The organism is Cyclobacterium xiamenense (genome assembly GCF_900109255.1).
Lineage (GTDB): Bacteria > Bacteroidota > Bacteroidia > Cytophagales > Cyclobacteriaceae > Cyclobacterium > Cyclobacterium xiamenense.
The window spans coordinates 673,135-686,169 of sequence record NZ_FNZH01000003.1 but is presented as its reverse complement, the minus strand read 5'-3'; the positions used below and the strand labels follow the sequence as shown (position 1 = coordinate 686,169).

The window sequence follows — 13,035 nt, the reverse complement described above, 5'->3', positions numbered from 1 at the left end:
CTTCTTACTTCTCTAGAATCACAAAAGAATTTTTGGCTCCCGGAATGGACCCGCTTACTAAAAGCAGGTTCTTTTCAGGGTAAATTTTCAGCACACGTAAATTAAGTACCTTAACCCTGTTGCCTCCGGTTCTTCCGGCCATTCGCATGCCCTTAAATACCCTGGAAGGCCAGGAGCAGGCACCGATGGAACCTGGATGACGTGCCCGGTTGTGCTGACCGTGTGTAGCTCCACCAACACCACCAAAGCCGTGCCGCTTTACTACACCCTGAAATCCTTTTCCCTTGGAGGTTCCGATGGCATCCACGAAATCTCCTTCCACAAAAACCTGATCGGAGATCACGGTTTTACCCATGTCTACCTGTCCTTCGAATTCCACTCTGAAATCCCTGAATTCAACAACTTTCTGCTTTGGCGTGGTGCCAGCCTTTTTGAAATGGCCAATCAACGGCTTAGGCGTATTCTTTTCCTTACGCTCCCCATATGCCAATTGTACAGCGTTGTACCCGTCTGTTTCTACATTTTTTACTTGCGTCACTACGCAAGGACCAGCTTCTATTAACGTGCATGCGACATTACGTCCATCGGCACTAAAAATACTAGTCATTCCGATTTTCTTACCTATAATTCCAGACATCTTTGGATATATAATATACGATGATACACAAGCATTTACACACCTGTGCCCTTTTAAAGGATTGCAAAGTTAGTAATTTAATTCCAGCTTGCAAACCGCAACCTGAATATTTTCAAACAATTAGCTACCTCAAAAGCATTCTGCAAGAGAATATTTTCCGTAAGTCCGGCCGGACCAATTACCGGGGACCTAAAAAGCCCGTACCAATACTGGCACGGGCTTATTTTTAGCTCGCTTCCGATCAGGTCAGACCTTGATCTCTACATCCACACCGCTAGGAAGCTCAATTTTCATTAAAGCATCCACCGTTTTGGAACTATTGGAGTAAATATCTACAAGTCGCTTGTACGTGCACAGCTGAAATTGCTCCCGGGCCTTCTTGTTGACATGGGGGGACTTTAACACGGTGAACTTCTCTTTCTTCGTAGGTAGCGGAATTGGTCCTACTACCACGGCACCTGTGGATTTTACAGCTTTCACAATCTTCTCCGATGACTTATCCACCAGACTGTGATCGTATGACTTTAATTTTATTCTGATTTTCTGATTCATTTTCGATTGATTTAAGCCTTCTCTCCTTTTACTTTGGCAATGATGCCTTCAGCAATATTGGTTGGTACAGGATCGTAGTGGGAAAATGTAAGGGAAGCAGATGCCCGCCCGGAAGATATGGTCCTTAAATCGGTAACATACCCAAACAGCTCAGATAAAGGCACGGAAGCTTTGATTACCGTGGCTGCACCTTTTGTATCCATTCCCTTCATTAGACCTCTTCTACGGTTAAGGTCGCCGGTAACGGGTCCTGTGTACTCATCGGGAGAAACGACCTCTACTGCCATAATGGGCTCCAATAACTGCGGCTTACATTTCTTTGCAGCCTCCTTGAAACCAATCCTCGCGGCCATCTCAAAAGAAAGGGAATCCGAATCCACGTCGTGGAAAGATCCATGAAACAACCTTACCTTCATCGACTCGATGGGATAACCGGCCAATGGACCGTTTTTCATCGCTTCTGCAAAACCCTTTTGAATGGCTGGGATAAATTCCTTCGGGATCACACCACCCACAATGCCATTCACAAAATCCAACCCTTGCTTGATTTCATTGGTTTCTGGTTCTGGCTCTCTTGGACCAATCTCAAAAACAATATCGGCAAATTTACCTTTACCACCGGTTTGTTTCTTGTATACTTCCTTGTGCTCAACACTGGCAAACAATGCTTCCTTGTAGGCCACCTGCGGTGCACCTTGATTGATTTCAACTTTGAACTCCCGCTTTAAGCGATCAATAATGATTTCAAGGTGAAGTTCGCCCATGCCTCGCAAGATAACCTGACCAGTTTCGTGGTCGGTATTTACATGCAGTGTAGGATCTTCCTCTACCAATTTGGAAATAGCCATTCCCAATTTATCCACATCGGCCTGTGTCTTGGCCTCAATGGCATAGCCGATTACCGGCTCTGGGAACGTCATCTCTTCGAGTACCACCTTATGCTTTTCATCGCAAAGCGTATCCCCTGTCTTAATGTCCTTGAACCCAACACCGGCGCAAATATCTCCCGCTTCTACGCGATCGATGGGATTTTGCTTGTTGGAGTGCATTTGAAGCAATCGGGAAATACGTTCTTTTTTGTCGGTCCGGGTGTTGAACACATACGAACCAGCCTCCAGTTTGCCGGAATACACCCGCATAAAGGCCAGACGCCCTACAAACGGATCTGTAGCAATTTTAAACGCCAGAGCAGCAAAATGGTCGTCGCTATCCGGGTGGCGTACTACTGGCTCTTCGGTATCCGGATTGGTACCTTTGACAGGCGGCAAATCTAACGGACAAGGCAAGTACGCAATAACGGCATCCAACAGGGCCTGCACTCCTTTGTTTTTAAACGCCGAACCACAGAGTACCGGAGAAAAATCCATGTTGATTACGGCTTTACGGATGGCCGCCATCATTTCTTCCTTTGTGATGGAGTTCTCATCCTCAAAGAACTTTTCCATCAAGGCCTCGTCATACGAAGCAACTTGCTCAATTAGGCTTTGCCGATATTCCGCAACAGTCTCTTTCAGATCTTCGGGAATCTCAATCACCTTGTAGGTCATGCCCTGATCTTCTTCATTCCAGACTACTGCCTGATTGGTAATCAGATCGACCACGCCTTTAAACGTTTCTTCAGCTCCAATCGGAATCTGAAGGGGCACCGGATTGGCACCCAATTTCTCTTTTATTTCGGCGACAGCATTAAAAAAGTCTGCTCCTGCCCGATCCATTTTGTTGACAAAACAAATTCTTGGCACGTGGTATTTATCGGCTTGTCTCCAGACGGTTTCAGATTGTGGCTCCACACCAGATACGGCACAGAATAAGGCCACCGCACCATCCAACACCCGAAGCGATCGTTCTACCTCTACGGTAAAATCCACGTGACCGGGCGTATCGATCAGGTTGATCTGATAGTCTTTGGTATCGTCGTTGGCAACTCCTTGAACAGTCGGGTACTTCCACTTGGTAGTAGTGGCGGCAGAGGTAATGGTGATGCCTCTTTCCTGCTCCTGCTCCATCCAGTCCATGGTAGCCGCTCCATCGTGTACTTCACCAATCTTGTGTGACAAGCCGGTGTAATACAAAATACGCTCGGAAGTGGTCGTCTTTCCGGCGTCAATGTGAGCCATGATACCGATGTTTCTTAAATACTTTAAGTCTTTTTTTGCCATTATCTATTAAAATCTAAAATGCGAGAATGCTTTATTGGCCTCTGCCATTCTATGCGTGTCATCCTTTTTCTTTACCGCAGCTCCTTCACCTTTGGATGCAGAAATAATCTCTCCCGCCAATCGATCCATCATGGTTTTCTCGCCCCTCTTTCTGGCAAAAGTGATCATCCACTTGATACCCAGGGAAATTTTCCGTTCTGGTCTTACTTCCAAAGGTACCTGGAAAGTTGCACCCCCAACCCTACGACTCTTCACCTCTACAGCGGGAGTAATATTGTTAAGCGCTTTTTTCCAAACCTCAAGACCATTCTCACCTACTTTTTCCTCTACCTTTTCTATGGCATCGTAGAAGATTCGGTAGGCAATACTTTTCTTACCATCCACCATCAAACAATTGACAAACCTTGTGACCAACGTGTCATTGAATTTGGGATCAGGAAGAATATACCTCTTTTTTGGTTTCGCTTTTCTCATTTTATTCTCGGATTAAATAATTACTTTTTGGCGGCCTTTGGACGCTTCGCTCCGTACTTGGAACGACCCTGCTTTCGGTCTTTCACCCCGGCAGTATCCAAGGCTCCACGAATGATGTGGTACCGTACCCCTGGCAAATCCTTCACCCGTCCACCCCGGATTAACACGATGGAGTGCTCCTGCAGGTTGTGACCTTCTCCTGGAATGTACGCATTGACCTCTTTCCCGTTGGTCAATCGAACCCTGGCTACCTTTCTCATGGCAGAATTAGGCTTTTTCGGCGTGGTGGTGTACACCCTGGTGCACACACCCCTCCTCTGAGGACAGGCATCCAAGGCTCTTGACTTGGACTTACTCTCTAGAGTGGTTCTACCTTTTCTAACTAACTGTTGTATAGTAGGCATTAATAGATAAATTAATTATTCTGCTTTTAAACTTATAAATTTCGGATTGCAAAGGTAAACAAATCAATAAAACAAACAAAATTAAGGACTTATATTTTAGCTTTCGGTGAATCGTACATTGGCTCCTGTTCCCCGCCTCGCACGTTTACAGAAAAGCCATCAGGCTTCGCCCAGGGTACCACCAAAATTCAAAGGAAACCTAGGGGCATCGCTACCACCTTCAATTTTCCCAAAAGCTTTTTCATACTTCTCAATATTGTCTTTTAATGCCAGCAACAAACGCTTGGCATGGTCGGGCGTCATGATGATCCTTGCTTTTACCTTGGCCTTGGGAATACCCGGCATTAAGCGGATAAAATCGACAACAAATTCAGAGTTGGAATGGGCGATCATGGCCAGGTTGGAATAGATCCCCTCAGCCACCTCGTCGCTCAATTCCACGTTGATCTGCTGTTGCTGCTCGTTATCAGGTGTAGTGTCGTCTTCCATGAGTTACCAGTGTTTGAATAAAAAAGGGCCTGCCGCATTGTGCAGACCCTTTTTTGCAAGCTATCTCCTTATTTTATCGTTTCACGAACTTTTTTAGTGCTGTTTTCTTTCTCAGCCGTCAGTAGTTCGTATTCTTCTTTCGATCCTACGATCAAGTTATTAAACTTACGTTGACCCGTTCCGGCGGGAATCAAATGACCCACGATCACGTTTTCCTTCAGTCCCAACAGTTCGTCTCGCTTGCCACGAATGGCTGCTTCGCTCAATACCTTGGTGGTTTCCTGAAAAGACGCCGCAGAGATAAAGCTCTCTGTTCCCAAGGAGGAAGCGGTTATTCCCTGTAGGGTAGGCTGTGATACCGCAGTCTGTGCATCCCGCACCTGAACCAGTTTCATGTCCTTCCGCTTCAGACTGGAGTTCTCGTCCCGCAGCCTTCTGGCCGTGATGATCATTCCCGGTTTCAGGGTAGCAGAGTCACCCGCATCCATGACAACTTTCTTATCCAGAATCATGTCGTTTTCCTCACGGAACGCCCATTTGTCCACAATCTGATTTTGCAAAAATCCCGTGTCACCTGCGTCCAGTATTTCTACTTTCTGCATCATCTGACTGACGATCACCTCGATGTGCTTATCATTGATTTTCACGCCCTGCAATCGGTATACCTCCTGAATCTCGTTGACCAGGTACTCCTGTACCGCTGTAGGCCCTTTGATCGATAGGATATCGTTGGGGGTGATGGCCCCATCCGACAGGGGTTCTCCTGCGCGGATAAAGTCGTTTTCCTGAACCAAAATGTGCTTGGAAAGAGAAACCATGTAGCGCTTCTTCACCCCATCTCTGGATTCAATAAAAATCTCCCGGTTACCCCGCTTGATACCACCGTAAATCACTACACCGTCTATTTCAGAGACCACTGCCGGATTGGAAGGGTTTCTCGCTTCAAACAATTCCGTAACTCGTGGCAAACCACCGGTAATGTCCCGGGTTTTACCCACAGACCGAGGGATTTTTACCAAAATCTGACCGGCTTTCACGTCTTCGCCCTTCTCCACCGAAAGGTGGGCTCCCACTGGAATGTTGTACGACTTGGACTCCTCGCCATGCGCAACTACCACCGCCGGGTTTTTGGTCTTATCCTTGGTATCAATGATTACCTTTTCCCGGTATCCGGTCTGATCATCTGCCACCTCTTTGTAGGTAATTCCTTCAATGATGGCTTCAAAATCGACTTTCCCGTCGAACTCCGACAAAATTACCGCATTGTACGGATCCCATGTACACAGGGATTCGCCTTTAGCGATTTTTTGACCGTCCGTTACGTTCAGGATTGCTCCGTATGGAACGTGGTTGGAGACCAGTGTTTTTCCAGACTTTACGTCGTTCACTTTGATCTCTCCGGACCTTCCCATCACGATGGAAACTTCGTCCCCATCCTTATTAGTGGTCTTAATCCAACGCAATTCTTCCTCAAATTCCACCACACCGTCAAACTTGGAGTTGATGCTGGCTTCTACGGAAATATTTGAAGCGGTACCTCCCACGTGGAAGGTTCGTAGCGTCAACTGCGTCCCGGGCTCTCCAATGGACTGGGCAGCGATCACGCCTACCGACTCGCCTACTTGTACTTGCTTGCCGGTTGCCAGGTTGCGTCCGTAGCATTTGGAACATACCCCCCTACGGGTTTCGCAGGTAAGTACGGATCTGATCTCGATTTCTTCTACTGCGGAGTCATCAATGGCTTTGGCCACGATGTCCGTAATCTCCTCACCGGATTCGATGATCACTTCGTCGGAAATTGGGTCGATCACGTCGTGCACCGCAATCCTACCCACGACGCGCTCGGACAGCGGCTCAACGATTTCGTCGTTGTCTTTCAGAGCCTGAACAACCAGCCCCCTTAGGGTTCCACAATCCTCTTCCGAGATAATCATGTCCTGTGCCACGTCCACCAATCGCCGGGTAAGGTACCCGGCATCGGCTGTTTTTAGTGCGGTATCCGCCAGACCCTTTCTGGCTCCGTGCGTAGAAATAAAGTATTCCAATACATCCAATCCTTCTTTAAAGTTGGACAGAATGGGGTTCTCGATGATTTCTCCAACAGATCCCTGAAGGTTTTTCTGCGGCTTGGCCATCAAGCCCCTCATGCCTCCCAACTGACGAATCTGCTCTCTGGAACCCCGGGCTCCGGAGTGCATCATCATATAAATGGCATTGAATCCCTGATTGTCCTCTTCCATCTGACGCATCAGAATATTGGTCAGGTTAGAGTTGGTTCGGGTCCAGATATCGATTACCTGATTGTACCGTTCGTTGTCGGTGATTAAGCCCATCAGGTAGTTGTTCCATACCTGATCGACTTCACTTTTCGCTTTTTCGATCAGCGGTTCTTTGTCTTCCGGAATAATCACATCGTCCAGTCCCATGGACAATCCGCCCTGGTAGGCCATCTGGAATCCCAAGTGCTTAATGTCGTCCAAAAACTGAGCGGAGCGGGCGATACCGCAAATCTTCACGACCTCCGCGATGATCTGCTGCAACTTCTTTTTCGTCAACAATTCGTTGACAAAACCAACCTGCTCGGGCACAAACTGATTAAAAATAAGCCTGCCAGCCACCGTATCGACGATTTTCTCGGAAAGTGAACCGTCTTCGTTTCTTACTTTTACTTTACATTTTACATGCGCATGCTTGGAAATGGCCCCCTCATTCAGTGCGATGAGGACTTCCTCCTGTCCATAGAACGTCATGCCCTCTCCTTCCACCGGATTTTCTTCCGTGGATTTCATCCCTTTGGTCACGTAGTACAATCCCAATACCATGTCCTGAGAAGGAACGGTAATAGGTGCTCCATTTGCCGGGTTAAGGATGTTATGAGAGGAGAGCATCAGGGTAGATGCCTCCAGAATTGCTTCGTGTCCCAATGGCACGTGAACCGCCATCTGATCCCCATCAAAATCCGCATTAAAGGCGGTACACACCAAGGGGTGCAACTGAATCGCTTTGCCTTCAATCAACTTGGGTTGAAATGCCTGAATTCCCAATCGGTGCAGGGTCGGTGCACGGTTCAGTAATACCGGGTGCCCTTTCAGTACATTTTCCAGGATATCCCATACTACCGGATCTTTTCTGTCCACGATTTTCTTTGCGGACTTCACCGTCTTTACGATGCCTCTTTCGATAAGTTTTCGAATAATAAAAGGCTTGAAAAGCTCGGCTGCCATGTTCTTCGGAAGACCGCATTCGTGCAATTTCAGTTCCGGACCTACCACGATCACGGAACGACCGGAATAATCCACTCGTTTACCCAGCAGGTTTTGACGGAAACGTCCCTGCTTTCCTTTCAACATGTCGGAAAGGGATTTCAAGGCTCGATTACCATCCGAACGTACGGCATTCACCTTTCGGGAATTGTCGAACAGGGAATCCACCGCCTCCTGAAGCATTCTTTTTTCGTTTCTAAGAATGACTTCGGGCGCTTTTATGTCGATCAAGCGCTTCAGACGATTGTTTCGTATGATTACACGGCGGTAAAGGTCGTTCAGATCCGAGGTAGCAAATCTCCCTCCGTCCAGAGGAACCAGCGGGCGAAGTTCGGGTGGAATTACCGGAACCATCCGCACAACCATCCATTCGGGTCGGTTTTCGATTCTGGTTCGGGCATCCCGAAACGCTTCGACTACTTTCAACCGCTTCAAGGCCTCTGCCTTTCGCTGTTGGGAAGTATCGGTAGCTGCCTGATGCCGCAGGCTGTAAGACAGGTCATCCAAATCCAATCTGGCGAGGAGCATCTCCAATGCCTCCGCACCCATTTTGGCGATGAATTTATTGGGATCGTCATCATCCAGCATTTGGTTTTCTTTCGGAAGCTTGTCCATGATATCCAGGTACTCGTCTTCGGTCAAAAAATCCAGGTATTGCAGGCCATCGTCTGCCTTCGCTCCAGCCTGTATCACGACGTATCGCTCGTAATAGACGATTTGATCCAATTTTTTTGTAGGCAATCCCAACAGGTAACCAATCTTATTGGGTAAGGACTTGAAGTACCAGATATGTGCAACGGGAACCACCAGTTCGATGTGTCCCATCCGCTCCCTTCGTACCTTCTTTTCTGTCACTTCCACTCCACAACGGTCACAAATAATCCCCTTGTATCGTATGCGCTTGTATTTTCCACAATGACATTCCCAGTCCTTGACCGGACCAAATATCCGCTCGCAAAACAACCCGCCCATCTCAGGCTTATACGTCCGGTAGTTGATGGTTTCCGGCTGCGTAACTTCCCCATGCGAACTGTCCAAAATGGACTCCGGAGAAGCCAAACTTATGGTGACTCTGGAAAAGTCGTTGTTTAGTTTCTTATTTTTTCTGAACGCCATAGTTTTTGTGTGTAGTTGAAGACCCCGAAAGGCCTAATGGTTTCTAAGTTAGTCAAGCGTAATTTCCAATGCAAGTCCCCGGAGTTCGTGTACCAGTACGTTAAACGACTCAGGGATATTTGCTTTTGGCAAATTTTCGCCCTTTACAATGGATTCATAGGCTTTGGCCCGCCCGATGACATCATCCGACTTCACTGTCAGGATCTCCCGCAATACGTGTGACGCACCGAAAGCCTCCAAGGCCCATACTTCCATTTCTCCAAAACGCTGACCGCCAAATTGGGCCTTTCCGCCCAAGGGCTGTTGGGTAATCAACGAATACGGTCCAATGGAACGTGCATGCATCTTGTCGTCCACGAGGTGACCCAACTTCAACATGTAGGAAATTCCTACCGTCACCGGTTGGTCAAACTTCTTACCCGTCAATCCATCGTACAGGTACGTTCTCCCGAAAGAGGGAAGACCTGCCTTCTCAAGTTCCGCCGCAACTTCCTCCGTGGTCGCCCCATCAAAGATCGGCGTGGCGTAGGTCTTACCCAACGTCCTGCCAGCCCAAGCCAATACGGTTTCAAAAATCTGACCAATGTTCATTCGCGATGGTACGCCAAGCGGATTCAACACGATGTCCATGGGAGAGCCGTCTTCCAGGAAAGGCATGTCCTCATCCCGAACAATTCGGGCCACGATGCCTTTGTTACCATGCCGACCGGCCATTTTATCCCCCACTTTTAGCTTTCGCTTCTTGGCAACGTAAACCTTGGCCAGCTGAACGATACCTGCGGGCAACTCGTCCCCAACTTCCAGCGTGAATTTATCCCGTTTGAAAATTCCGGAAATCTCGTTACGCGTGTTCGTGTAGTTCTTCACCAGTTTCTGCACCAAAAGGTTTACGTGCTCGTCGTCAGTCCAATCATCCAAAATAATATCGGATATCAGGTTAACCTCCTCCGCTACATTGTAGTTGCTCTCGTCACGATACGGGTTTTTGGCTGGAAACAGGTTATTCTCGATGTTTTGGTAGTTAAACTTGACGCCTTTGCTGATGATCTCATCTCCAAATTTATGGCGCACGCCGTTCGAAACTTTCCCTTCCAGGATCTGAACGAGTTTCTCAATCATCTTGGCACGAACAGCCAACAAATCCTTGCTGTACTTTTGCTTCAAGCGCTCTACCTCAGCTTTGGCCTTGGCCCGGAGATCCTTGTCTTTTTTCGGTCTGGAAAACAATTTGGTCTCAATCACCACTCCGTTCAAGGAGGGAGAGGCTTTCAAGGAAGCATCTTTTACATCACCAGCCTTATCACCAAAGATCGCCCGTAGCAGCTTCTCTTCCGGAGTCGGATCCGTCTCACCCTTTGGAGTAATTTTACCGATGATGATGTCGCCTTCTTTGATCTCCGATCCAACGCGGATAATCCCGTTTTCGTCGAGGTTTTTGACCGCGTCTTCGGATACATTCGGAATTTCAGAGGTTAGTTCTTCCTCCCCTCGTTTGGTATCCCGAACCTCCAGCTGAAACTCTTCGATGTGAATGGAGGTAAATATATCCTCCCGTACCACCCGCTCGGAAATTACAATGGCATCCTCGAAGTTGTATCCCTGCCAAGGCATGTAGGCCACCAGCAGGTTTTTACCCAAGGCCAGTTCTCCTTTATTGGTAGAATACCCTTCGACCAGCACCTGACCTTTCACTACTTTCTGTCCCTTCAAAACGATGGGAGTCAGGTTGATGGTAGTGTCCTGGTTCGTCCTTCTGAACTTAATCAGATCGTATGTCTTGTATTCGTCACTAAAATTGACCAACAGTTCGTCGCTGGACAGTTCGTATTTTAATACGATTTTTTCGGCGTCCACATAGTCGACTACGCCATCCGCTTCTGCCAAAATAAGGGAACGTGAATCGATCGCGGCCTTGCCTTCGAGTCCCGTACCAACGATTGGCGCTTCCGCCTTCAAAAGAGGAACCGCCTGGCGCTGCATGTTCGAGCCCATGAGTGCCCGGTTGGCATCGTCATGCTCCAGAAACGGAATCAACGAAGCCGCCACAGAAACAATCTGGTTGGGCGCAACGTCCATGTAGGAAATCTCTTTGGGTTCCAATACAGGGAAATCACCCTCAAATCTGGCTTTTACCTTATCGTTAACAAAATTCCCTTTTTCATCCAAAGGTGCATTGGCCTGGGCAATGTTGTTATCATCTTCTTCTTCGGCCGTAAGGAATACAATGTCTTCCACATTCATACTCACTTTTCCCTCGCTTACTTTTCGGTAAGGTGTTTCGAGAAAGCCCATGCTGTTCACCTTTGCATGCACACAGAGAGAAGATATCAATCCAATATTTGGACCTTCAGGAGTCTCGATCGTACACAAACGCCCGTAATGGGTGTAGTGAACATCCCGAACCTCAAATCCGGCACGCTCCCTGGATAGTCCACCCGGACCCAAAGCCGACAACCTACGCTTGTGGGTAAGTTCGGCGAGGGGGTTGGTTTGGTCCATAAACTGGCTCAACTGGTTGGTGCCAAAAAAGGAATTAATTACCGAAGACAAGGTCCTGGCATTAATCAGATCAACCGGCTTGAAATCTTCGTTGTCCCGTACATTCATCCGCTCGCGTATGGTGCGGGCCATTCGGGCAAGTCCTACCCCGAATTGACTGTAGAGCTGCTCGCCCACCGTTCGTACCCGGCGGTTGCTCAGGTGATCAATATCGTCTACTACTGCTTTCGAATTGATCAAGCCGATCAGGTATTTTACAATCGAAATAATGTCCTCGGTAGTCAACACGATCTTATCGGCATCGATGTTGAGCCCTAACTTCTTGTTGATTCGGTACCGGCCTACTTCTCCCAGGTCGTACCGCTTGTCAGAGAAGAAAAGGCCGTGAATGACCTCTCTTGCGGTGGCTTCATCCGGTGCTTCGGTATTTCTCAGCTGCCGGTAAATCACCTCTACCGCCTCCTTTTCGGAGTTGGAATTATCTTTCTGAAGGGTATTGTAGATGATCGAATAGTCGGCAATGTTTACGTCTTCCCGGTGTAGGATTACGCTTTTCGTGCCGGATTCAAGGATCAGATCAATGTCTTCGTCTGTAAGAATACTGTCCCTTTCGAGCAACACTTCGTTTCGGTCGATGGACACCACTTCCCCGGTATCTTCGTCGACAAAATCCTCCACCCAGGTCCGCAATACGCGGGCTGCCAGTTTTCTGCCAATAATTTTCTTCAGCGTTGATTTGTTGGACTCCACTTCCTCCGAAAGTCCGAACAAATCCAAAATTTGCTTATCCGATCCATAGCCAATCGCCCGCAACAGGGTTGTTACCGGAAACTTCTTTTTCCGGTCAATATAGGCGTACATCACGTTATTGATATCGGTCGCAAATTCGATCCAGGATCCCTTGAAAGGAATGATCCGGGCAGAATACAGTTTGGTACCGTTGGTATGTTTACTTTGGGCAAAGAAGACACCAGGAGACCGGTGCAGTTGGGAGACAATGACCCTTTCGGCACCGTTGATGACGAAGGACCCCTTCTCGGTCATGTAGGGAAGATTACCTAGGAATACCTCCTGCTCGATGGTTTCAAAATCCTCGTTGTCTTCGTCGGAGCAAAGCAGCCGCAATTTCGCCTTCAGAGGTACGGAGTACGTAAGCCCTCGGTCGATGCTTTCGGAAACATTGTATTTTGGGGGATCTACGGTATAGTCGATGAATTCAAGGGTGAAGTTTTCCCGGGAGTCACTGATCGGGAAATTCTCAGAAAATACCTTGAACAGACCATCCTGCCTTCTTTTCTCTGCAGGGGTATCCAACTGGAAGAAATCCTTGAAGGATTGCAGTTGAATATCTAAGAAATCCGGATAGTCTTTGACTACCTTTATGGATGAGAAACTTTTCCTTTCGGTTTGATTCTGGATAGCCAAGGCAGTATATAATTTTA

The 13,035-nt window shown here is 47.8% G+C and carries 8 protein-coding genes; all 8 read right to left on the bottom strand.

The window, feature by feature from the left end; genetic code table 11:
* Positions 1-4: 4 nt before the first annotated feature.
* Complete coding sequence (gene rplC / locus BMW71_RS12450; RefSeq protein WP_092174292.1) at positions 5-637, bottom strand: 50S ribosomal protein L3; 633 nt, start codon at positions 635-637, stop codon at positions 5-7.
* Between the two features lie 246 nt (positions 638-883).
* Positions 884-1,189, bottom strand: a complete 306-nt coding sequence (gene rpsJ, locus BMW71_RS12445; protein ID WP_014020620.1) for a 30S ribosomal protein S10 — start codon at positions 1,187-1,189, stop codon at positions 884-886.
* 11 nt (positions 1,190-1,200) lie between these two features.
* Positions 1,201-3,348 carry an elongation factor G gene (gene fusA / locus BMW71_RS12440; protein WP_092174290.1) on the bottom strand — a complete coding sequence of 716 codons (2,148 nt, stop codon included), beginning with the start codon at positions 3,346-3,348 and terminating at the stop codon, positions 1,201-1,203.
* 6 nt (positions 3,349-3,354) lie between these two features.
* Positions 3,355-3,822, bottom strand: a complete 468-nt coding sequence (gene rpsG, locus BMW71_RS12435; protein WP_092174287.1) for a 30S ribosomal protein S7 — start codon at positions 3,820-3,822, stop codon at positions 3,355-3,357.
* Positions 3,823-3,842: 20 nt separating this feature from the next.
* Entirely contained in the window at positions 3,843-4,226 is a 384-nt protein-coding gene (gene rpsL, locus BMW71_RS12430; RefSeq protein ID WP_009053171.1) for a 30S ribosomal protein S12, read from the bottom strand.
* 159 nt (positions 4,227-4,385) lie between these two features.
* Positions 4,386-4,715 carry a DUF3467 domain-containing protein gene (locus tag BMW71_RS12425; RefSeq protein ID WP_092174285.1) on the bottom strand — a complete coding sequence of 110 codons (330 nt, stop codon included), beginning with the start codon at positions 4,713-4,715 and terminating at the stop codon, positions 4,386-4,388.
* Between the two features lie 68 nt (positions 4,716-4,783).
* A complete protein-coding gene (gene rpoC, locus BMW71_RS12420) occupies positions 4,784-9,094 on the bottom strand; it encodes a DNA-directed RNA polymerase subunit beta' (RefSeq protein ID WP_092174282.1) in 4,311 nt (1,436 codons plus the stop codon).
* A gap of 48 nt (positions 9,095-9,142) precedes the next feature.
* Entirely contained in the window at positions 9,143-13,018 is a 3,876-nt protein-coding gene (gene rpoB, locus BMW71_RS12415) for a DNA-directed RNA polymerase subunit beta (RefSeq protein ID WP_092174280.1), read from the bottom strand.
* Positions 13,019-13,035: the final 17 nt, after the last annotated feature.

Excerpts from the sequence above, each read along its gene's own strand:
- rplC (WP_092174292.1), bottom strand. The coding sequence starts at position 637 with ATGTCTGGAATTATAGGTAAGAAAATCGGAATGACTAGTATTTTTAGT.
- rpsJ (WP_014020620.1), bottom strand. The coding sequence starts at position 1,189 with ATGAATCAGAAAATCAGAATAAAATTAAAGTCATACGATCACAGTCTG.
- fusA (WP_092174290.1), bottom strand. The coding sequence starts at position 3,348 with ATGGCAAAAAAAGACTTAAAGTATTTAAGAAACATCGGTATCATGGCT.
- rpsG (WP_092174287.1), bottom strand. The coding sequence starts at position 3,822 with ATGAGAAAAGCGAAACCAAAAAAGAGGTATATTCTTCCTGATCCCAAA.
- rpsL (WP_009053171.1), bottom strand. The coding sequence starts at position 4,226 with ATGCCTACTATACAACAGTTAGTTAGAAAAGGTAGAACCACTCTAGAG.
- BMW71_RS12425 (WP_092174285.1), bottom strand. The coding sequence starts at position 4,715 with ATGGAAGACGACACTACACCTGATAACGAGCAGCAACAGCAGATCAAC.
- rpoC (WP_092174282.1), bottom strand. The coding sequence starts at position 9,094 with ATGGCGTTCAGAAAAAATAAGAAACTAAACAACGACTTTTCCAGAGTC.